The organism is Paenisporosarcina macmurdoensis (assembly GCF_042658845.1).
In the GTDB taxonomy this organism is placed as follows: Bacteria; Bacillota; Bacilli; order Bacillales_A; family Planococcaceae; genus Paenisporosarcina; species Paenisporosarcina macmurdoensis.
Genome location: NZ_JBHSRI010000002.1, coordinates 42,366 through 65,973 on the forward strand (window position 1 = coordinate 42,366; position 23,608 = coordinate 65,973).

General features: G+C 38.6%; 18 protein-coding genes. 14 read left to right on the top strand and 4 right to left on the bottom strand.

The features are described from left to right. Window positions 1-410: 410 nt before the first annotated feature. From ACFPYN_RS00225 to ACFPYN_RS00275, 11 genes are all read left to right on the top strand, one after another. A complete protein-coding gene (locus tag ACFPYN_RS00225) occupies window positions 411-2,609 on the top strand; it encodes a S8 family serine peptidase (RefSeq protein ID WP_377731857.1) in 2,199 nt (732 codons plus the stop codon). Window positions 2,610-3,140: 531 nt separating this feature from the next. After that, window positions 3,141-4,139 (top strand): C4-dicarboxylate TRAP transporter substrate-binding protein, encoded by a 999-nt coding sequence (locus ACFPYN_RS00230; protein ID WP_377731858.1) that lies wholly within the window; start codon window positions 3,141-3,143, stop codon window positions 4,137-4,139. Between the two features lie 18 nt (window positions 4,140-4,157). After that, window positions 4,158-4,613, top strand: coding sequence for a TRAP transporter small permease (locus ACFPYN_RS00235; protein ID WP_377731859.1), 456 nt, complete (start codon window positions 4,158-4,160; stop codon window positions 4,611-4,613). Between the two features lie 9 nt (window positions 4,614-4,622). Further along, the gene (locus tag ACFPYN_RS00240; RefSeq protein WP_377731860.1) at window positions 4,623-5,906 is read left to right on the top strand and encodes a TRAP transporter large permease; all 1,284 of its coding nucleotides are present in this window, start codon (window positions 4,623-4,625) and stop codon (window positions 5,904-5,906) included. A gap of 15 nt (window positions 5,907-5,921) precedes the next feature. Continuing rightward, window positions 5,922-6,611 carry a GntR family transcriptional regulator gene (locus tag ACFPYN_RS00245; protein WP_377731862.1) on the top strand — a complete coding sequence of 230 codons (690 nt, stop codon included), beginning with the start codon at window positions 5,922-5,924 and terminating at the stop codon, window positions 6,609-6,611. A 30-nt stretch (window positions 6,612-6,641) separates the two neighbouring features. Next, complete coding sequence (locus ACFPYN_RS00250; protein WP_377731864.1) at window positions 6,642-7,598, top strand: sugar kinase; 957 nt, start codon at window positions 6,642-6,644, stop codon at window positions 7,596-7,598. Between the two features lie 23 nt (window positions 7,599-7,621). After that, window positions 7,622-8,248, top strand: coding sequence for a bifunctional 2-keto-4-hydroxyglutarate aldolase/2-keto-3-deoxy-6-phosphogluconate aldolase (locus ACFPYN_RS00255; RefSeq protein ID WP_377731865.1), 627 nt, complete (start codon window positions 7,622-7,624; stop codon window positions 8,246-8,248). Continuing rightward, complete coding sequence (gene uxuA / locus ACFPYN_RS00260; RefSeq protein ID WP_377731866.1) at window positions 8,245-9,318, top strand: mannonate dehydratase; 1,074 nt, start codon at window positions 8,245-8,247, stop codon at window positions 9,316-9,318. Before ACFPYN_RS00255 ends, uxuA begins: the two co-directional genes overlap by 4 nt. Continuing rightward, complete coding sequence (locus ACFPYN_RS00265; protein WP_377731868.1) at window positions 9,318-10,154, top strand: SDR family oxidoreductase; 837 nt, start codon at window positions 9,318-9,320, stop codon at window positions 10,152-10,154. The genes uxuA and ACFPYN_RS00265 overlap by 1 nt, the downstream gene beginning before the upstream one ends. A 315-nt stretch (window positions 10,155-10,469) precedes the next feature. Continuing rightward, on the top strand, window positions 10,470-11,165 hold the full coding sequence (locus ACFPYN_RS00270; RefSeq protein WP_377731869.1) for a GDSL-type esterase/lipase family protein: 696 nt from the start codon (window positions 10,470-10,472) through the stop codon (window positions 11,163-11,165). A gap of 165 nt (window positions 11,166-11,330) precedes the next feature. Then, a complete protein-coding gene (locus ACFPYN_RS00275; RefSeq protein ID WP_377731870.1) occupies window positions 11,331-12,632 on the top strand; it encodes a lipase family alpha/beta hydrolase in 1,302 nt (433 codons plus the stop codon). Window positions 12,633-13,491: 859 nt separating this feature from the next. Here the strand turns inward: ACFPYN_RS00275 and ACFPYN_RS00280 are convergent. From ACFPYN_RS00280 to ACFPYN_RS00295, 4 genes are all read right to left on the bottom strand, one after another. Next, the gene (locus ACFPYN_RS00280; RefSeq protein WP_377731871.1) at window positions 13,492-13,746 is read right to left on the bottom strand and encodes a hypothetical protein; all 255 of its coding nucleotides are present in this window, start codon (window positions 13,744-13,746) and stop codon (window positions 13,492-13,494) included. A 566-nt stretch (window positions 13,747-14,312) separates the two neighbouring features. Then, a complete protein-coding gene (locus ACFPYN_RS00285) occupies window positions 14,313-14,486 on the bottom strand; it encodes a hypothetical protein (protein ID WP_377731872.1) in 174 nt (57 codons plus the stop codon). Next, on the bottom strand, window positions 14,455-17,766 hold the full coding sequence (locus tag ACFPYN_RS00290; RefSeq protein ID WP_377731873.1) for a GH36-type glycosyl hydrolase domain-containing protein: 3,312 nt from the start codon (window positions 17,764-17,766) through the stop codon (window positions 14,455-14,457). Before ACFPYN_RS00290 ends, ACFPYN_RS00285 begins: the two co-directional genes overlap by 32 nt. Before the next feature lie 2 nt (window positions 17,767-17,768). Then, a complete protein-coding gene (locus tag ACFPYN_RS00295; RefSeq protein ID WP_377731874.1) occupies window positions 17,769-19,946 on the bottom strand; it encodes a glycoside hydrolase family 3 N-terminal domain-containing protein in 2,178 nt (725 codons plus the stop codon). A 399-nt stretch (window positions 19,947-20,345) separates the two neighbouring features. Between ACFPYN_RS00295 and ACFPYN_RS00300 the strand changes: the two genes are divergently transcribed. The 3 genes from ACFPYN_RS00300 to ACFPYN_RS00310 all read left to right on the top strand — a co-directional run bounded on the left by ACFPYN_RS00300 (window position 20,346) and on the right by ACFPYN_RS00310 (window position 23,549). Further along, on the top strand, window positions 20,346-21,569 hold the full coding sequence (locus ACFPYN_RS00300) for a sugar ABC transporter substrate-binding protein (RefSeq protein ID WP_377731875.1): 1,224 nt from the start codon (window positions 20,346-20,348) through the stop codon (window positions 21,567-21,569). Window positions 21,570-21,725: 156 nt separating this feature from the next. Beyond that, window positions 21,726-22,628, top strand: a complete 903-nt coding sequence (locus ACFPYN_RS00305) for a carbohydrate ABC transporter permease (protein WP_377731876.1) — start codon at window positions 21,726-21,728, stop codon at window positions 22,626-22,628. 90 nt (window positions 22,629-22,718) lie between these two features. Beyond that, window positions 22,719-23,549, top strand: a complete 831-nt coding sequence (locus tag ACFPYN_RS00310; RefSeq protein ID WP_377731877.1) for a carbohydrate ABC transporter permease — start codon at window positions 22,719-22,721, stop codon at window positions 23,547-23,549. Window positions 23,550-23,608 lie beyond the last annotated feature (59 nt).

The following is a 23,608-nucleotide window of genomic DNA, read 5'->3' on the forward strand; positions in this document are numbered from 1 at the left end:
CAGATAAACTCAAAAAAGTAGCAGCCGAATTTGTATCTTCGGCTGCTATTTTACGTGTTCAGAATTTGAGAGATTGTAAATACGACATTGTACCCGGTTATCCAAATGACTAGTAACATCATCCAGTAACTAAACTATTAACCTCCATTAAAAGAAGTAAATTCATTTTAAGTGTGCTTTATCCTAGTAAAGAGGAATTCTATGGAAAATAATAAAAACGTTCATATGAAAGTAGTACTTTAGGTTGGTCTGGTTGTGAAAATTCTATAATTAATTGTAAAAATGATCTTTTAGTTGGAAACAAAAACGCATTAGATGTGGTCTTCACCACTGATATATTCGTTTATAATAGTAAGTAGTTTACTAATATTCAGATTAGCAAGCGTTATATATGGAGAGGGGATATGAACATGAAAAGATTCGTTTATGGAGTAATGTCTATAGCTCTAGTATTTTCTGCTTACGGGAATGACGCGGCTTATGCTGATAGTAATGAAACAAAGCAAATGTTGGTTGTTTTTGATGAGGAACTAAGTACAACGGAAATCGATAATACGGTAGAGGATGCAGGCGGTGAAGTGAGTGAGACTTACAATGAGGTGTCTATTGCAAAAGTTGAGATAACGGAAAATTCGTTGCAGGAACTTCTTGATGATCCATCGGTAAAGTATGTCGAGGAAGATATTATCATTAAACAAAGCGCACAGGTGGAAGACTACGGGATTGAGTTGGCCAATATACCAGTTGCTTGGAGTTCTGGTTTTACAGGCAAGGGAGTAAAAGTAGCGGTTATTGATTCAGGTATTGCACTTCATAGTGATTTGTTGGTTGCTGGAGGCGTTTCGACGGTCGACTATACTTCTTCCTACAGGGATGATCAAGGTCATGGAACCCATGTTGCTGGAATTATTGCTGCTCGTAATAATAGTTTTGGCGTAAAAGGGGTTGCCTACGAAACGGAACTTTATTCGGTAAAAGCATTTAATCAAGACGGCCAGGCTTTTTTATCTGATTTGATTCAAGGTATTGACTGGTCGATATCGAACGACATGGACATCATCAACTTAAGCGCAGGGACACAAGATGATTCCTTTGCATTTCGCTCGGTGATTGAAAAGGCTTATTCAAGTGGATTGTTAATTGTGGCCGCTGCTGGAAATGACGGAGCTCCAGAGGGATTAGATGATACGGTAGATTTTCCTGCCCGCTATGCGTCTGTTATAGGGGTAGGTGCAGTAGATCGCTTTTCCAATCGAGCTTCCTTTTCATCAACAGGACCAGCCGTAGAAATAGCAGCTCCTGGTGTAAGAATTTTAAGTACATATCTTGGAAATGAGTATGCATACTTGAGCGGAACTTCGATGGCTACTCCATTTGTAACCGGTGAACTTGCATTATTGAAGCAAGCGTATCCACAACTTACGAATAAAGAGCTTCGTCGGGTACTAATTGAGCTTACGCAGGATCTTGGAGCGGTTGGGAGAGATACACTTTTTGGATATGGTCTAATGCAGGCTTCATCCTTAACAGAGGCAATCGATTTTGAAGTAGCTAATCCGGTGACGGGTATTACATTAAGCGCGAATAATCTAACTGGAATACCTGGGGATACTAAAAATGTGGTTGCATTCGCTAATTATAAGAATGGACAAGTTCAAAATGTAACGAGCATCGCCAAATGGTCTTCTGCCAACACGGCGGTTGCTAGTGTCACAAATGGGCAAGTGGAATTGAAGGGCTTTGGTAGTACGACTATAACGGTAACTTACGATGGACAAACGTCGGTTATCGTCGTGAATGTTCCAGAACCTCAACAAAATACAAATCCAGTAGTTAAACTAGAAGTGAACAATACCTCGCTATTAGGAAAACCTGGTGACATTATTAATGTTGAAGCATCGGCTACATTCAAAGACGGTAAAGTTCAAGACGTGACGAACGAAGCAATATGGACTTCTGCCAACACAGCAGTTGCGGTTGCAACAGCAGGAAGCATAGAGTTAAAAGGCTACGGCAGCACGACTTTAACAGTAATGTATGAGGATCAATCGACGATGGTTGTCGTCAATAGTCCGGATCCACAATCAAACTTAGGTGGAAGTAAGTTTCAAGACGTCACGTCTTTTTATGCTTCAGCTGTTGAGTATCTAGTACAAAATCAAATTACAAGTGGTTTATCAGAAACTGAATTTGGCATTACAAAGGATATTATACGAGCAGATGCAGCCATCTGGTTAGCAAAAGAACTGAATTTAAATACACAAACTGCTCGGGCATCTGGCTTTGCTGATGTGCCAGACCGAGCTGTTGGAGCAGTGAACGCACTAAAAGAAGCGGGAATAATTGGAGGGAAAACCACGACAAGCTTTGGGGCATATGATCCGTTAACACGAGGAGAAGTCGCGATTATCTTACAACGAGCGTATCAACTTTCTGCAAACGGCAGTACATCTTCATTTACAGATGTATCTCCTCGTTACAAAGAAGCAGTTGATGCTCTAGTCGCCAATAATATAACGAATGGTATTACGACTACACAATTTGGTGTTTCTCGAAATATTACACGCGGTCAATTAGCGGTGTTTATTTATCGATTATCGATGGAGTAATTTATCGGAATATAGGAATACTTGAAATGTGAACTGACACAAAAGCCTTCGAGCTATTGTGTCAGTTTTTTTGTTGATTAAAATAAATATAGTACTTCGCTTTGGTTGGATATTAACTTAACTATATTTCCAGTAAACAGAATCAATTTCATAATTAATAAAACCAGATGTAAACACGAACATTTTAAGACACAGATTCTGTAGATTTCCGTTGCAACGCACTTCCATGTTTCGAAGTGAGAGTAGCGATGCAGAAACGGGTGGACGCTTTCTACGGGGTCACACCGAGACGCACTTTTCCCGAAGGAGTCCCCGCACGTCACTCCAATCAAATGACCTAAATTCTTAACAAATTCTAAGGAATACACTACAAATATTCGTGTATCAATCATCAAAAGATACTATGAAAGTGACTCGACAAACTTTTTTTAAAAATCTTTGTATTCAACCTATTGCCAAAACTTTCTGTTATATGCTAGTATACTAGTGTATTGGAAGCGATTACATCACAATTAAAAGGGGAGATCGAGAATGAAAAAAGCAGTGGGATTAGGGGTTGCAGCTTTATTATCAATGTTTGTTATGACTGGTTGTAGTGAAGGAGAAAGCGCTTCAGAGGGAGATAAAGAAACTTTTACACTTAAAATGTCCACTCAAATGGCTGATGGACATCCGATGGTTGAAGGGTTCAATGAATTAAGTGAAATTCTAGATGAAAAGTCAGATGGTAGATTAAAAATGGAAGTCTACCCAAGTGCACAACTTGGATCTGATGAAGACGTAATTGAACAAGCAATCCAAGGGGTAAATGTTGCTGTTCTTACTGATGGCGGACGGATGGGGAACTACGTTGAAGATATCGGAATCATTGGAGCACCATATCTAACAGACAATTATGAAGATGTACTAAAAATTACCCAAGGAGACACATTTAAGTCATGGGAAAAAGAATTAGCGGATGAAAATGATATCCGAGTGCTTTCATTTAATTGGTATGATGGAGCACGTCACTTCTTAACTAATGAACCAATTGAAACACCAGAAGACTTAGACGGACTCCGAATTCGTACACCTGGAGCACCAGTTTGGTCTGAATCAATTAAGGCAATGGGAGCAACACCAATCGCAATGCCTTGGACAGAAGTTTACACAGCAATCCAACAAGGTGCGATTGATGGAGCAGAAGCACAACATACCTCTACTTATTCATCTCGTATATATGAAGTTGTAAAATACGTTAACAAAACGAGCCATTTCCAACTTATCAACGGAATCATTGTAGGGGAAAAATGGTTTGAAACATTACCAGAAGACTTACAAGAATTATTACTTGTTGAAACGAAAGCTGTAGCTGAAGAAAATGCGAAGATGATTGCTGGAATGTCTGAAGAATATGAAGAAAAAATGAAGGCAGAAGGCATGGAAATTAATGAAGTTGACGTGGATGCTTTTAAAGAAGCGGCAGATAAGGCTTATGAAATTTTAGGGCTTACAGAACTTCGTGAGCAAATTAATGAGGAAATAAAGTAATAAAAAGAGGGTGATATCATGAAAAAAATCTACGGATACTTTTGTAAACTAGAAGAAATCGCGGTTGTAGTTTTCTTGATTACGGTGACTTTTCTTGTGTTTATATCTGCTGTACTTCGAAGCTTCGATTATCCATTAAACTGGGCAATCGATTTGTCACTCTTGCTATTTGCTTGGATCGTTTTTCTGGGGGCCGATATGGCCCTCCGAAATACGGAACTTGTCAGTGTAGACATGTTTTTAACGAAATTCCCACAGGTGGTTCAAAAATATATTCTTCTTCTTTGGAACATCATTATTATACTCTTCCTTGGATTTCTCGCGTGGTACGGTGTTCCGCTAGCACTTGAGAGTTCAAAAAGGCTGTTTCAAACACTTGGCATTAGTTATTCATGGGCAACCATTAGTGTACCAATTGGTGCCATACTCATGCTCATAACAACTGCTATCAAACTCACAAAGGCAATGAAATAGGAGGATACCATGTTATTAGTCTTAGTTATATTCCTTGTCCTGTTACTCATGGGAATGCCTGTCGCTTTCACAATCGGTATTTCGGGCCTTGTGTTCTTTCTGACAACACCGGATATCCCGCTGTCCATTGCGGTCCAGCGCATACTCGTTCCTTCACAATCATTTACAATGCTTGCGATTCCACTATTTATCTTTGCGGGTAATCTAATGAACAGCACTGGAATTACCAAACGCTTAATTCGACTTGCTGATGTTTTGACTGGTCATATGTATGGAAATCTAGCACAAGTCAGTGTTGTCCTTAGTACATTGATGGGTGGGGTATCGGGATCTGCAGTTGCTGATGCGGCAATGCAATCGCGAATCTTAGGTCCAGACATGATCAAGAAAGGATATAATCGTGCGTATGGTGCTTCCATTAACGGTATTTCCTCTTTAATCACTGCAACTATCCCACCAAGTATGGGATTGATTATTTATGGTGCAGTTGGAGAAGTATCCATTGGTCGACTATTTGCTGGGGGGATCTTACCAGGTTTCCTAATGATGATTGCGCTAATGATTGCTGTTTCATATACAGCTCGAAAAAAACAATATTTACCTGAACGTACTACATATCCGAACATCAAAGAAGTCTTAGTAGCATTAAAAGATGGAATTTGGGCATTGATTTTCCCGATTATACTTATCGTCGGAATCAGATATGGGATCTTTACACCGTCGGAATCTGGTGCATTTGCTGCTGTATATGCCATATTTGTCGGTGTTGTTATTTATCGAGATTTAACTTGGAGTAGCTTTATAGAAACGGTTCGTAGTAGTGCTATCGACATCGGTGCCATCATGCTTATCATCTCCGTATCGGGAATCTTTGGGTACGGCATTGTGTATGATCGCGTAGCACAGAGTCTTTCAGAACTTGTAATAGGAATTTCTGAAAACCCATATATTCTTTTTGGAATCATCATTTTGGTTTTAGCCATTTCAGGAATGTTTGTAGAAACTACTGTCATAGCCTTATTATTAACTCCTATTTTTGTACCTATCGTCACTAGTGTTGGTATCGATCCAGTGCATTTTGGTCTAGTAATGATGACAGTAACCACACTAGGCATTATGACACCACCGCTTGGCGTATCGTTATTTACGGTTTCGCAGATTATGGGAACATCTCCACAAGAAACAGTTAAAGAATCAGTCCCATTTTACATTGCTGTTTTAGCAGTCATTGCAGTTATGGTATTCTTACCTGACTTAATCTTATTTTTACCGAACTTGATATTTGGAGAATAAAAGGGGACGAATTATATGAACATGCTACTAAAAAAGGATGCCAATACACGAAGGCAATATGTTTATAACTACTTATATGAAAATATTATTGATTTAACTTATAAACCTGGAACTAGTCTCTCCGAGAATGAAATAGCTGCTCAGCTCGGAGTTAGTAGGACACCAGTAAGAGAAGCACTTATTCAACTATCAAAAGAAGACTTGGTGGAAATAATTCCGCAAATCGGGACATTTGTCTCTTTAATTGATCCTAATCTTGTAGAAGAATCTAGGTTTATGCGTGAAACACTTGAAATCGGTGTAATTAAATTGGCAGCTGAAAACATTACTGAAAAAACATTACTTCAACTGGAAAATAGCATCAAGATGCAGCAAATCGTTATAGGAGATTCTGATTATAAGGAGTTCTTGCATCAAGATGATGCGTTTCATCAACTCATTTTTCAGAGTTTGGATAAAGAACGGACATGGCAGACCATTGATCAAATGAATGCACAATTCAAACGTGTGCGTATTCTACGTTTGCTCACTACGGGAAGATCTAGATGGGAAGATATTCTTCATGAACATGAAAAAATTGTCTTGTGTTTGAGAAATAAAGATGTTCAGCTAGCGCAAAGTACTATGAAAGATCACTTAACTAAAGGTATTGTCCACATGGATGAGTTAAAAGAATTACATCCTGATTATTTCAAGAAAATATAAAAGCATGTGAGGATGGAAGGAGTCAAGTTCATGAAAAAGGCTTACGGAGTTCTCACTTTGGGAGATGCAATGATTGCCTTTCAACCAGCCCAAACTGGGCCACTACGATTTGTATCGGAATTTTCACGTAAGGTTGGAGGCGCTGAACTTAATTTTGCAATTGGCTGTGCACGATTAGGATTAAATCCTCGATGGATTAGTCGACTTGGTGGGGATGAGTTTGGACGCGTCATTTATAATTTTGCACGTGGTGAGGGTGTGGATGTCTCATCAGTTGAGTTCGTTGAAGGATATCCTACATCTTTATATTTTAAGGAAGTTAAGGAAGACGGATCAGGCAGTAGCTTTTACTACCGTTACAAATCGCCGATTACTACTTTAACTCCCGATGAAATTACAGAAGAACTTTTTGATAATATCTCAATCGTTCATTTGACAGGTGTATTTTTAGCTATTGCAACTTCACACTTAGCAGTGACCAAAAAGGTCATTGAAATTGCGAAGAAAAAAGGAATTCCCATTTCATTTGATCCTAACATTCGTTTGAAGTTGTGGACAAAAGAACAAGCGAGTACTACCATTCGTGATTTGTTGAAAGATGTTGATATTTTACTAACTGGTGTTGATGAACTTGAGCTGTTATTAGGTGATATCGATCAAGAATCTATTGAATCGTACGCGCATACGTACAATATCAAACAGATCGTTTTGAAAGATGGAGCGAGTGGTTCTAAATTATATATAGGAAACAAGTGGTTTACAAAAGAGGCTTTTGATGTACAACCAGTGGATACAGTAGGAGCCGGAGATGGATTCGATAGTGGATTTATTTTTGCATACTTAAATGGTTTCACACCAGAAGAATCATTAAATTTTGCCAATGCAGTGGGCGCGATGGTTACAACTGTATCTGGAGATAATGAAGGATTACCTTATTTGAATGTTGTTGAAGCCTATATTCGTCAAGACAAAATTATCGAACGATAAACTATAGTGTTAGGAGTTGTCACATGCAGAAATTTGAAATTCTCTCTACGATTAAAGAAGAAAAAATTGTTGCTGTCATCCGTGGAAAGGACAGTGATGAAGCAACATCGATATCTTTAGCAGCTATCGAAGGTGGCATTCGAATCATTGAACTTACCTATACAACTCCATTCGTAGAGAAAGTTTTTAAGGATTTAGAAAATGAAGATGTGCTAATAGGCGCAGGTTCTGTATTAGATCCAGAGACAGCTAGGCACGCTCTTTTAAATGGGGCAAAATTTATTGTCAGCCCGTTTTTTAATAAAGACGTTGCGACAATGTGTAATCGATATGGAATACCCTATCTACCTGGATGCATGACTGTGAAAGAAATGGCAGAGGCATTGGAAGCGGGATGTGATATTTTGAAACTGTTTCCAGCAAATGATTTTGAACCATCCATTATCGGTTCAATCCGAGGCCCGATTCCTAATGTGAACATTATGCCAACAGGTGGAGTGAACTTATCGAATATGTCTGGTTGGTTATCAGCTGGTGCGATTGCAGTTGGAATTGGTAGCGATTTGAATAACGCGTATAACTCAGGATCACATGAGTTAGTTGTAGAAGTTACTAAAAAATACGTAGAAAAACTAAAGGAGAACACATGAATATTACATTCCGTTGGTACGGGAAAGATAATGATTCCGTATCATTAGAGCATATTAAACAAATACCTGGTGTAAAGGGAATTGTATGGGGGCTGCATGATAAACCAGTTGGCGAAGTATGGGAAGTGGGAGAAATCCAATCTGAAGTGAAACACATACAATCTTATGGATTTCATACTGACGTGGTAGAAAGCGTTAATATCCATGAATCAATCAAACTTGGAAATGCAGAAGCTGCTTCGTACATAGAGAATTACAAGCAAACGATCCGAAACTTATCACAAGTTGGAGTAAAAGTCATTTGTTACAATTTCATGCCTGTTTTCGATTGGACTAGAACCGAAATGTATCATCCACTTGATGATGGTTCGACGGCTTTATTTTTTGAAAAGGCAAAAGTTGAGAACATGGATCCACAAAAATTGATTTCGATGGTTGCTGAATCATCTGAGTATACATTACCCGGTTGGGAACCAGAAAAACTGGATCGCATTGCAGAACTTTTTGAAGAATATAAAGAAGTGGATACAGAACAATTGTGGCGTAATCTCGAAACATTCTTAACGGAAATATTACCAGTTGCAGAAGAGTGCAATATCAAGATGGCTATCCATCCGGATGATCCACCATGGTCCATTTTTGGCTTACCTCGAATTATGAATAAGGCGGAGAGCTATGAGCGGTTATTAAAGATTTCCAATTCCCCATCAAATTGCCTTACTTTTTGCTCTGGATCGATGGGTGCTTCTCCAACAAATGATATGGTGGAAATTGCAGAGAAATACGCAGATCGTTCTCCATTTGCCCATATTCGAAACGTGAAAATTTTCGATAATGGCGATTTTGTGGAGACATCACATTACACGCAAGAAGGCTCAATTGATATCAAAAATGTAGTCAGAGCATTCCATCAACAAAATTACACAGGTTATGTACGACCAGATCATGGACGTCATATTTTCGGTGAAGTTTGTCGTCCTGGGTACGGCTTATACGACCGTGCACTTGGTGTCATGTACTTACTAGGTCTTTGGGATGCATATGAAAATGAAAAAGTGGGTGCTCAGTGATGATACCTTTACATCAAAATTTGAAAGGTAGAGTGGCTGTTGTCACTGGTGGGAGTGGAGTACTTTGCTCTACCATGTCGAAGGAACTTGCCCGCCAAGGTATGAAAGTTGCCATTCTAAATCGCACGAAAAGCACGGGCGAATTACTGGTCAAAGAAATTATTTCTACAGGTGGAATTGCTATTTCATTATCAGCAGACGTTCTAGATCGTAGTTCATTAGAATTAGCAAAAGAAGTTATTTTGAATGAATTCGGCAGTATTGATCTATTGGTCAATGGAGCTGGAGGAAATCATCCCGATGCGATTACTGACTTTGAAGTTTTCGAATCTGGTCAACAAGGAAAGTCCTTTTTTGAAATGGATGAGAAAGGGTTCTTCCAAGTCTTTTCAGTCAACTTCACTGGAACTTTCCTACCTAGTCAAGTGTTTGGGAGAGAATTATTGAAAAGCAACTCGCCAGCAATTATTAATTTGTCATCAATGAGTGCATATGCTCCGATGACGAAGGTACCTGCATATAGCGCAGCAAAGGCTTCAATTAATAACTTTACTCAATGGATGGCAGTCCATTTTGCCGAAGCTGGTTTGCGTGTCAATGCGATTGCCCCTGGGTTCTTTTTGACAACACAGAATCGGGATTTATTATTGAATGAAGATGGTTCATACACGTTAAGGTCAAATAAGATTATCGCTGGTACACCAATGCGAAAATTTGGTGAACCGGAACAGTTGTTAGGAACGATGTTATTCTTGGCAGATGAATCTTATTCTTCTTTTGTTTCGGGTATAACTGTTCCCGTAGATGGCGGTTTTTTGGCCTATTCAGGAGTGTAATAACCGTTTTAACTAGTAAATTAAATAGAAATGCAAAAGCAGCCGAAGTTGTATCTTCGGCTGCTTTTTACATTCGTTTCCATGATAAAGAATGCTGAAAATTCATCGAATATATTGAGAATGGATTCGCACTGCTCTTCTCGATTCTATGAGCGACCATGTCACTTTTGATGTAAAAAGAGCTAATTTTGTGTTAGCTAAAGTTTATAATTTTCAATAAAGTTTAGGGAGGCTCTCTATCGGTAATACTATTATATAAATATAGTAGTGATGATTTTTAGTAATTCCAAGCGAGTCTTGGAAAAGAAATAGGAAGTGTACAGATTGAAGAAGTTGAAGATTTTGTTCGTCCTATCTTTAGTGATTAACTTGTTGTTAATCGGAGTAGGAAGTTTTATCGTAAATAAACAAGGCGGGATGGCCGCTGTTAAATCATACTTTTCATCAGACCAATATACGGACTATTATCTTCATAAGAAGCGGTTATTCGAGTCTTTTGATTATGACAAAGTGGATAAAGTATTTCTTGGAGATAGCATCACGGATCATGGAGAGTTACAAACTTATTTCCCAGGTGAGGTCGTCGTGAATCGAGGAATTGTAGATGATGAAACGAAAGGTGTATTGAATCGAATCGATGAAGTGGTGAAGCGTAATCCAAAAGAAGTGTACATTTTGATTGGAATTAATGACATTGGTGAAGAAGTGGATTTGGACGTATACCAAAAGAATATGGAAAAAATCATTCAATCTTTTGATACTAAGAAAACCAAAGTGATTGTACAGTCCATTCTACCTGTTAATAATAAAGAGTTTCGAAATACGATTTCTAATGACACAGTTGATCAATTCAATGAGGCTCTTCAAAAGCTGGCCGAGGAAAATGGTGTACAGTATGTAAATTTGAATCAACATTTTGAAACTGCTGACGGTCAATTAAAAAAAGAGTTCACAGTTGACGGAGTTCACTTAAGTGATGAAGGCTATGATATGTGGATGGAGAATCTATAAGGAATTAACCAGTGGCAATGATGCTGCTGGTTTTTTGTGTTTTCATTATTTAGAACGAATCATCCAAGTTTTGAAATTGACGGAAATTTCTTACTTATTGAACTGAAATAGATTAAGATAATAGTTACTTAGTTTATTCTCGCGAGTTTAGGAAGGAGAATCTAGATGGATGAGGCTTTTATATATGTAGAGGGCAGTGAAATTATCATAAATACACGTGCACTACAAGTTGCTAATTCTCGAAAAGAAGAACCTTTTTTAATTAATGAGCAAAAAATTTCGATAGATAAAGTTGATTTAGGTAGCGACTTCATAAAATACATTCCTTGTTCAACAAATAAATTGGTGTACAGGGTTACAATTGAAAATTTTAAAGTAAATAGTGACCTTTCCTTTCAGTTAATATGTGGCGAAGATGAATACTTTTTTGCCATACAAGATGATTTTCTCCAGTTGCTGGACGATGAAATTGTAAATCTGGCAGAGTTGTTAAATCAATATTCTCCGAGAATCGAAATCCTTGGTCATTCCACTAAGGAGAATGAGGTTGAGGCGAAGATCACCAAGCAACAGATGGATTCTTTGTTATTTCAAGCAATTGCAGAAAATCAAAGTCTATCCACTACTGCCGTTGAAAATCAACAAAGTTTTTATATTGTGTTAAATAAGTTTAGTAAGAAACCGAGCGAGCTCGGTCTTTTTAAGTTACTACCAGATGGCAAGTCTTCATTTCGAAAAGTAAAAGCGTCTGAAGAGAGTGGGCAGCTCGATAGCGAAAAGCCAATTGCTATAATAGTTCACGGGTTAGTATCCAGTATTAATGATTCCTACTTTGGTTTGTTTGAGTATCTTCAAAAAGGGCATGAAGTTTATGGGTTTGAGTACCTTACTGTCGATGAGAAGATAAGTGATAGCGGAGAATTATTAGCAAGAGAATTAGCTCTGTTGAAGAAAAAGTATCCCGGTAAAGAAATATTGATGTTTTCACATAGTATGGGTGGATTAGTAAGTCGTTCGGCAAAAAGTACACATGGAGCACCTATAGATAAATTAGTAATGGCTGGCACTCCTAATAATGGGTCTATCTTAATGAGCATACCGATTTTGGCGAGATTATGTTTAGTCGTAAATGGAGCATTTGGGAATGGTCGGATTTCAATAAAAAGTGAAGATTTTTGGAGTTTGATGAGATTAAAAAAATTAAGAGGATTCGAAGATCTTGCGAATGAATCCGGTTTTGTTACGGAGCTAAATTCCACTGATACTTTAGATTCGAATAAGAAGTATTTTGCTATAACAGGAAAGTACTTGGGTCTTTCACATGATTTTTTAGTTGATGTTGATAATATGATTACCATTAACGAAATAAAAATGCCGCACATTTCCACGGATTGGAATCATTTTAATTACTTTGAAGGAGAGGCAATAGAGAATTATCTAGGACAAGCTATTGGCTATTTAAAGTAAGAATTAATTAATTCTGTCGATTTCCGTTACGGGCGGACGCTTTCCGCGGGCATGGCCTCAGCCTCCTCGACGAGCAAGCTCGCCTGCGGGGTCTTCAGCTCATGCTATTCCCGCTGGAGTCGCCGCCCTACACTCCAATCAAATTAGCGGAATTCTAAACAAATTCACAAGAATACACTTCAAATTCAGGAGCACATAATTTTGATGCCGATGCCCTTACTATCTAATACTATTAAAGACTATGTTCAAGATTGTAATAGATAACGAATTACATATGAAATAGTGCATTTGAGACTAAGGGAAATGTATGGCAATCGAAAGTTAGTTATAACTTAACTTACACTTTAATGAAAAACGGGATCGGTCCCTTATTCAATACAATTTACTTGATATTGAAGAAAATTCAAAAGAGTACATTTGCGCCTAGCATGCCGCAAGAGCGTGAAGAATGAGACCCACAAGTATGTGGTTTTCATACTTGTTGGCTCATGCGGAACGTGCGGCCAGCACAAATGTACGCTACACATCAGTGTAGTTTAAAGAACCAAATAAAAAGCAACAAGCGACCGAATGTGGATCTTTCGGTCGCTTAATTTCTATTATAAATGCTCATGCTTATTTTCAAGGGGATCCACAGTATATGCATCCTTTGAATGTAGAGCAGACGTCAGGAAAAATACAAAGGTTCCGAACAGTATTCCCAAGCACATAACCAGTCCAAGAGTGACAGTTAAATAGTGTGACATATGTACCGCCTCCTTTTTGAAGTATATGCGAGGGGACGGCTCATAATTTATAAAAGGTTAGCTGACATATGTGAGTGAAATGGAAAAAACACTCAATATATCAACTAACCTTTTTATTCGTTGCTTAACCTACTTCTGCAAAGATGCAGAAGTGCGATCAATTGTCTATCTTTTGTAAAAAGGACTTGATCGCACTTCCAAACATCTTTGAAAACATGTGCAATGACTTCTTCAGCATGACGTTCGTCTTGAAGATTGCCATAGATGATGTTCCATAACCATAGATTGTGATTGTCGTACATGCATTCAAGTGCTTCTTTTCTTTGGGAAATTGAATATTCATGGTGTTGACTCACTCTTGCGTTCACACTCCAATACCTTAAAAGAAAGCTTCCATTTTTATAGAATACGAATGCGAGCAGAATTTAGATTAGTAATCAGCGAAATTTGTCGAAAAGAATGTAAAACGTGATGTTATTCACATGACCTACTTATGACTGTAAAAGCAACTTATTGGAATTGGGCGAATGGGAAAATAGCGTGGTTGAATAGGAATAAATGGCGTATGAAAAGGAATAAACACTTTGTAAAAGGGAATAAAACAGTAACGAGTGGGAACAAACCATAAAAATTCTCCACACCAGCAGGAGCGAAGCGAAAACGAACAAATTAGCCCCCACTCACTTTGTTCGGGGGTGTTTTTGTGGAATAAAATGGGTGAAAGGGAATAAACACAGAATGAAAGGGAGTAAAGTGGTCGCGAAAGGGAATAAATACATCGCGAAAGGGAATAAAACAGTCACGAGAGGGATTAAATCAAATTGAAAGGGAATAAACAACATACTCTACCTACAAACCCCGAACCCAATCCCAATCACATTTTTCCACGCGCAAATGCACTATTTTATTTGTTCTTCACTATGAACTGCATTATCTAAAATGTTAAAAGATAAAGAACACAAAAAGCTGCCGAAATTGTATCTTCGGCAGCAATTCTTGATTTCATATGCATCTTTTCAATCATATCGCTATGAATCAGCAGGCTGTCACCCATAGCGATATTTAAATCAAACGCATTAAACCCAAACTTCAATAAGGTTTTGTCCATCCGTTAATACTCTATTTAAATCATCTTTCGCAATCTTCACGCCACCTTGACGATAACGGTTTTGAAGACGCTCATAAGCTACTTCTTTTCCATTAATAGCTAAAGCACTTTGTTGACCAGAAAGATGATAACGAATGGTTACTGGTTTGCCATAAACAACAAATGAACATTCCAAACCATCTAAAGAAGCAGGGAGGACTGGATCAATTTCTAAATGTTCGGCTTGCTGGCGAATGCCAAGTCCATTTGAAATTAATTGGTTCATGTAAATTCCGGGTCCACTTGAATAAATGCGCCATCCACCTTTTACAGAAACTTGTCCGGTTCTTAACTCGCTGAAGCGTTCTTGTGCTTCATAGCGGGTTTTGAAGTTGCCGTCTGAACTGCTAAAGTATGCATTGCTTTGTCGTTTTTCAGCATTCGATACGACTTTCGTAATGCCGATTGGATTGATGGTTTCAAGACCTTTCCATACTTCTTCTTTACGCCCAAGTTTCGCCATAGCTTCCACAAAACGAATATGAGCATGTACATATTGAAGGCCAATTTCACGTCCGAAGTTGGACGCTTGTTCTGCACGCTTAAAGTGTTTACTTACACCGCCATCGTAATTTGCAGGTCGATTCATCAATCGAACGCCATCTGGGCAGTAGAAATGTTCTTTTATTAAAGCTTCATGACTAGCTGCTTCTTCAGGCGTCAATAGTTCACTGATCATGCCTCGTGTCATCGGCAATAAACGATAGGTAATGCCTGTCTTACTATCACTTGGGTGAACCATGTTCTCTGGGTTTTCAAGGTCTTCAAAGTAAAGGAAACCTGGAATGACGCCGGTGTTCAGCATATAGGTTTTAAAATCTTTTTCAATGCCAGCCGCTAAGCTCATTAATTCATGTGATTCCTGTGGATTCACAGTTTGTAAGCTTGTAGCAAGATTACGAATGGTTTGGAAGGTAAGGGCAACTGTCCAGCTACTCACCATATATTGTTTAAGTTTTGGGTTGGCTGGTTGCAGTGTATCATCCCAATCCCCATCTCCATACGAAGAAAGATGTGTGTCATGTAAGAAGTTATCTTTGATTGATTTAATTTGTTTTCTTATATGGTCCATCAGTGTTGCAGATGCTGTAAATGAAAAATCAGAGCGATCCGTATAAGGAATGGTCATGTCCAAAATCTCATAGTCATGCGTTGCAGTCAGATAATCGGCTACAACTTTAAGTGGCCACACAATTACGTCGCCGTGGCTATGATCTTGTTGGATTTTTTGATATTCGTCAAACATGAACCATTGTGGCCATTCGCCAGTATCTTCATATTGATGAGCGTACAGTGTTTTGATAATGTCTTTTACGCCGTCGTATTGATGAGTTGCAAGGAAATATTCGGTAGGTCCCTGACAAACATCTCTCGTTCCCCAAGCAGCTCCGCCATATTGTTCAAGACCGTGTGGAACGGAATAGTGAACAAGCATATTGTGTGTGTACCACCAAGCAATCGCGTTTACTTTTTCCACAGATTCTTGATTTTCAGGGAGTGACAAAGCAAAGCCATTCATCACACCTTTGTAATACGTTTGATATCGCGATTTTTCCATGTCAAAATCAAGTGGTGAGACATTGCCGAATTCACCCACTAATGAACCTTCCATGGTTAAGGTCCAATCGCTCGAATTGGTGATTTCTAAAGAAACGAGTGAAGCTTCTTTTAATTTCGCTACTTTCATCGTAGATCCATTCAGCATAAATCGATAGGCAAGTTCAGGATGTACATGGGCACTGTCAGAATTTGCATCTGCTGTGACAATAAATGAATGATCGTCTTCAATCTCTAAGTGGAATGGAACGTCATATTCATTGTTATTCATCGTAATTTGATTCGTCACCATAAAGTCATACGATTTATTTTTCGATGAAGAAACATGTAAAGTTACCGCTTTTTTATCGACCACTGTAAAGTTCGTAATGGTTAGTTCGTCATCAGCGAGTTTATAAATCCAACGAGCATAATTGAACCCTAGTTCGTAAACGGCTGGCATTGTTAATAATTGATACCTGCCATCGAGTTTCACATAAATTCGTTGACCAGATGTCTTCATGATATTTAACGGATTGCGGACATTTGATAATAGCTTGTTCATGGATGTGTTTCCTAAAACGAGCTGGGCATTAAACACCCCAGGCATATAAGAAGTGGAAGTGATGACAGGTTCACCTAGTTGATGATTTTCACCACTCATCACAATATGGCCATGTGAACGTTCTAATTGAAGTTCTTTTTCTTTCAAAACAATATGTTCATACGTTGGCGTAAAGAAAGATAATAGTGAATCGCCATCCCATTCTTCTAATACTTTCTGTGGATAGCGTGCATCCACTTCAGCTGAAGTCATAGCCGAAGATGAGATCGTTCTTGCTGCTGAAAAAGCTAAATTGTGAAGCGAATCAATCGTATTAAATGAAAGCTCCTCTTTATCTAAGTTAGCCCAAGCTTGATGGATTTCTTGTTTGAACAAAGGGTTCTTCACCGCGTCTGGATGATTGCTAGCAACAGCGCCGTAGAAAACAAATGAAGTCTTTCCGCGTAGCTGCATTTTTTCACTTTGTAGAGCTGTATAGGCAAATTCATATTGGTACGTTTCATTAGCTAAAGCAGATTTCGTTAACGCTTCTGGAATATCGGTTCCTTTGTAACTTAACCCGAAAAATTGAAAGCCATCAGTAGAATAGCCGATATTTTTTCCTAAAGATCCTTGTTGAAGGTAAGGGAAGTCATCACCTTGTTGTTGATTTTGTCTCGTGCACACAGTAAAACCAGTCGAGTCATCTTCAAATACAGCGTGATCTAAGTACTGAGCGGTATACGCTTCATTTGAACGCAGCGCATTTGGATGAGCTAGACCAACATCTTGTCCATACATAAGGTCCACTTCAAGTTCGTTCCCATCTAGGTTGACTTCCCAGAACCACATTTGTTCATTGGCCATGTGGAAGATGACTTCATATTCGACTCCTTGAACCGTTCCAGCCCATTTTGCTTTGTTTGCTGAAGTTGAAAAAGTACTCGCCGATTTCACTCCGAGTAGGGGGTAGAAGTCAATTTTGTCGTTAGTAAAAACGCGTAAGAAAATGTTATTAAGCGAGCCGTCGATGGCGTTGCCGAAAAGCTGATTAACCATTATGTTGTTGTGAGAGAAATTTGATACATCTCCAGATGGAAGAAAATAAACTTGCGTATCACCAGTTTGAAGATGACATGTCTCCGTTGTATTTAAAGTCATGATTAGTTCCTCCCTGATATCAATTGGAATGAATGTGATAAAACGTCTTTGCTATTCGTTCCTGCATATAAAACAAATGATCCTTTATCACTCTTAAACGAAAGATCAGCGTGATGATAACGAAGTTGTTGTTCTGTAATCGTAAAAGTCACTTGTTTCGTTTCACCAGGTTTAAGTGAAATGCGTTGGAAGCTCTTTAGTTCTTTCAAAGGACGAACCACTTCGCCAACTAGGTCTTGAATATAAAACTGAACAATTTCTTCACCTGTGACGTTGCCAACATTCGAAACGGTCACAGTCGCCGTAATGTCAGTGTCCTTTGTCAGTTGAGTAGAAGTCAGTTCAAGGTCTGAATAGCTCAACTGCGTATAACTTAGTCCGAAACCAAAAGGAAACAAAGGTTCATTTGGCGCATCTAAATACTGAGATACATAACGTTCCTGTGCATCGGGTGCACCTTGTGGTCGACCAGTATTAAAGTGGTTATAATACACGGGAACTTGTCCTACATTGTCAGGGAACGACATTGTCAGTTTTCCTGAAGGATTTTTGATACCGTAAAGTAGGTCTACGATGGCACTTCCTCCTTCGCTTCCCGGATACCAAGCTTCAAGTACAGCATCACTATGTTCAAGGACGCCATGTAGGTCGAGAGGACGTCCGTTAAATAGAATGGTGATCATTGGTTTTCCGCAAGTGGCTAAAGCTTTTAGTAACTCCAGTTGAGGAGCGGGCAATTGAATATTTGTTCGACAGCCTGCTTCGCCACTCATGTCACTATCTTCTCCAACTGCCACAACGATTACATCCGCATTAGACGCTGCTTGCATAGCTTCTTCAAGCTGTTGCGATGAGATTGTTTCTACATGACAACCTGTTACAATGTTCAGCTGTTCAATAGGAAGATGTTTTTCAAATGCTTGTTTTAATGTAACTGCTTCTTCTTTAACTCCAAGTGCTGACCAAGGTCCTAAAATATCGCCACTGTCTGCAAATGGTCCGATTAAGGCAATTTTCTTGTTGCTATTAAGAGGGAGTGTGTGATGGTCGTTTTTCAATAGAACACAAGATTTCGTTGCAAGTTCTCTTGATACTTGAAGATGATCTTGATGGCCGACCACTTGTTGTTCAAGCTCTACATCAGCGCCTCTATAAGGCTTTTCAAATAATCCGAGTTTCTCTTTTAATGTAAGAATGCGAAGAACTGCTTCGTCAATAATGGTTTCCTTTATCTCGCCTTCAGCTATTAATTGTGCTAAATGTTGAACATAGCACGCGGTCATCATTTCAATATCGACCCCTGCTTTTATTGCTTTCAACGCTGCTTCTTTGTCATCTTCAGCTACACCATGAGGGATCAATTCCTTCACAGCACCCCAATCCGAAATTAAGATGCCATCAAAGCCCCATTCTTCACGCAGTAAGCTTCTCATTAACTTTTCATTGCCTGATGCAGGAATGCCATCTACAGTATTGAATGCAGTCATGACCATTTCACAGCCTTCATCAAGAGCGGCTTTATAGCCAGGGAGATAAAATTCTCTTAGCTGTCTTTCTGAAAGATCCACTGTATTGTAATCTCGGCCTGCCTCAGCAGCGCCATAAGCTGCGAAATGTTTGACACATGCTGCTACAGATTGAAGGTCGTTAGCTAAGTCTTGTCCTTGAAATCCTCTGACAAAGGCTCTTGCGAAGACTTGATTTAAGTAGGAATCTTCACCAGTAGATTCCATCACACGTCCCCATCGAGGGTCACGAACCAAATCAACCATAGGAGCAAACGTCACATGGACACCAGAAACGGATGCTTCTTTTGCTGCGATTTCTGCACTTTTTTGAGCAAGCTCAGGGTCCCAGCTACACGCGATTGCTAAAGGCACAGGGAAAATGGTTTTATAACCATGAATAATATCCGCCATGAACAACAGTGGAATACCAAGTCGATTATTTTCAAGATGTGTCTTTTGAATGGATATCACTTCAGCGGCACCCGCGACACCTAGTACAGAACCAGCATGTTCAATATGTTCGTCACTAATTGGCATTGCCGCCATCGGTCCTGTTATATGTCCTTGCTCAGTTGAGCCTTTGAAGAAAGGACTTGCCAGCTGTAGTAACTGTGCGATTTTTTCATGTAATGTCATTTGTTTCATCAGGTTTTGGATTGTTGACGTAGTCATTCAGTAACCTCCATCTACTATAGTTTGTGAAACGTTTCACTTTAAGGTGTTCTATGGGATTCTTCCTTATTACAATAGGAATGGGATATGATTTGTTTGTATCATGTAACTTAATAGTAGAACTTTTTTCCATACAAAGATAGGATTTTAACTAGTTATTCTCATATAACAACGGAAATGATACCTAAAACGTTTAGTATTTTCTGCTTATATAAAATGAAATAATTAATTATTTCGCAAAACAGTTGTAAGCGTATTCAATTTTCATTATAATAGAATTATCGAAACGTTTCAACAGCGTAACGATTATATTATCAAAAGAAAACAAATGATTATATGATGGTTTCAGAGAGTCGTTTACAAACACAGGATCACAATAGAAAAGGAGATGGACATCAAATGAAGAAAAAAGGATTGGTTTACTCAGCAGTTTTAGCAGTTGGTTTATCAAGTATTTTAGCTGGTTGTGGTAACGGAGAAAAAGATGGAGACAAAACGTTATCTGTTTGGGCAATGGGTGGAGAAGGCAAGCTACTAAGTGAAATGACAGAGAAATTCGAAAAAGACAATCCAGGCTTAGATGTAAAAGTGCAAGCTATCCCTTGGGAATCTGCTCATGACAAATTACTAACAGCTGTCGCATCGGGTAACGGTCCAGACGTATTGCAATTAGGTACAACATGGGTTGCGGAATTTGCAGATGCAGGTGCATTACTTGATCTGACTGAACATATGGAAGATTACCCTGAGTTTGATCCTGAAAATTACTTTGAAGGTGCTCAATCTTCCATGAAGTATGACGATAAAGTGATTGGTATTCCTTGGTATGTAGAAACACGTACGATGTACTACCGCACAGATTTATTAGAAGAAGTAGGTTTCCCAGAGGCTCCAGCAACATGGGATGAACTAAAAGATGCGTCTTCTAAACTATCTGAATCTGGTGAAGATGTGTATGGACTGGACATTGATTTAAATGATCAGGTAACACCATTTATCTTCGCTTGGCAAAATGGATTTGAGTTCGATGCGAAAAACCCTAATTTCTCTTCTCCTGAATTTAAAGGAGCAATTGACTATTACACGAGTTACTTTAAAGATGGAATTAGTTCACCAGCTAAAGGCGTTGATATTGTACAAGCCTTTAAAGATGGAAAAAAACCAATCTTCTTCAGTGGTCCTTGGATGATTAATGTATTAAACGATCAAGCACCTGATTTAGAAGGTAAGTGGGCAGTTGCAACAATGCCAGCACAAGAAAACAACATTTCAAGTATTGGTGGAGCTAATTTCTCTGTCTTCCATAATACTGAAATGGTTGACGAATCTTTAGACTTTATTTCATATATGAATGAAGTGGATACTCAGTTAGAATGGATGGAAACATCAAATACACTTCCTTCTCGTTTAGAAGCTTGGGAAGATCCAAAATTAGCAGACGATGAAATGTATGCGACATTTGGTGAGCAACTTGAAAGTTCACAAGGGGCACCTCAGATTAAAGAGTGGGAAAAAATTGCACAAGAACTACTTGCTTCTATAGAACGAATTGTCAGCGGTGGTGCTGATGTGGATGCAGAACTTAAAGGTTTAGATGAAAAAGCAAAAGGCATGATTAAATAAAGGTAGATTAGTTGAAAAATAGTTCGACAATCTCCTAAATGACGCAGGTTCATCTTGCACAAATGATAGGTAAGTGATGAACCAATGGTCACTTACCTATTTTTTCGGTATTGCTTTGTCTTTAGGTGAAAGATTGTAAAAGGTAGGTGGGGTAAAATGTTAAACCAAATGCTTAAAACTACAATGAAAAATCGTCATCCTTATATTTTTATTGCACCAGCGTTACTCATTCTCATTCTTTTCAGCCTCATTCCGATAACTATTGCTTTTGTTATCAGTTTTACCGACTTGGATCTGAAAGGCTTAGCGGACTGGTCCAATATCAGCTTTATTGGCTTAGAAAATTACACCACATTATTAACGGATACCGTTTTCCATAAAGCGATATTTAACACGTTATTTTATGTGGTTATTGGTGTTCCACTCGTTATTATGAGTTCACTCAGTATTGCCTTACTCATAAATTACGGAAAAAACTTAGTATTTACGATTTTCCGAGCAGTGTATTTTATGCCAGCTATTACAAATATCATTGCCGTAGCTGTCGTGTGGGGCTTCCTTTACAACACTGAATATGGACTGTTTAATTACGTGCTTTCCTTAGTCGATGTGGATAAAGTTCCTTGGTTAGAACAACCGGTATTGGCGAAACTGTCACTTATCGTGCTGGCTGTGTGGAAAGGGATCGGTATTAATATGATCATTTTCTTAGCGGCACTTCAAGGAATTCCAAATTCGTATTATGAAGCAGCAAGAATCGATGGCGCGAAAAGATGGCAAGTTCTTATTTACATTACCATCCCGCTTTTGCGTTACTCCATATTCTTCGTAACGGTTACTACATTGATTGGATGGCTTCAATTCTTCGAAGAGCCATTTATCATGACACAAGGTGGTCCACTTGATGGAACAGTGTCAATGGCATTGTTTATTTATCAAAGAGGGTTCCAGTTCAGTGAGTTTGGCTATGCAGCGGCAGGATCTTTCGTGCTGTTTATTGTCATCATCATTGTGACATTACTGCAATTCAAGTTGAAAAAAGCCGATGTTGACTATTAAAAAATTGTTTGACAGTAAGGAGAAATTCCCAACACTTTTTGAATTTCTTAAATATAAATCTTAAATCTATCAGTAACGGAGTGAGATCCAATGCGTTCTGAAAAATCAAAACATACCTTTGAAAAATGGGTCGTAACGATCCTGCTGATTATTGGTGGGTTAATCGTATCTTTGCCTTTTATTTGGATGATTTCGAGTTCATTCAAACCCGAAAGTGAAATATTACAAATGCCGCCGACGTTATTTGCAGAAAATCCAACTTTTGATAATTATATAAGTCTTTTCACAACTATGAACTTCGGTATTTATTTGAAAAATACCTTAATCATTGTGGCGTTATCTTTTGTTGGATTATTTTTCAACGCAATGGCTGGTTATGGCTTTGCGAAATTTAATTTCAAAGGGAAAGATAAAACATTTTACTTAGTGCTTGCAACGATGATGATTCCGGGACAAGTGACGATGATCCCTGTGTATCTACTATTAAATGAAATGGGCTTAATAAACACGATGCTTGGTATCGTCTTGCCTGGACTTGCTGCAGCTTTCAGTATCTTTCTGTTCAGGATGTTCATGGCAACGATTCCAACTGATCTGATTGAAGCCGCCAGATTAGATGGGGCAGGAGAGTTCTACATTTTCTTCCGCCTGATTATGCCGATTTCCAAACCCATCTTTGCGGTTCAAGGAATTCTTACATTCATTGCCGCGTGGAACAGTTTCTTATGGCCGTTAATCATCGCAAATGATGAATCTCTTTATACGTTATCGGTCGGTTTATCTTTACTTAAAGGTCAATATGCCAATAACTTTGCTCTTCAAATGGCAGGAGCTGCCTTTATGGTTATTCCAATTATTATCGTATTTTCGTTATTCCAAAAGTATATCGTCGAAGGGTTTACAACTTCCGGTCTAAAGTAATAAAAATGACTGAAGTCCTTGCTCTTAAACGTGTATACTTTAGGGAGGAACTTAATTAA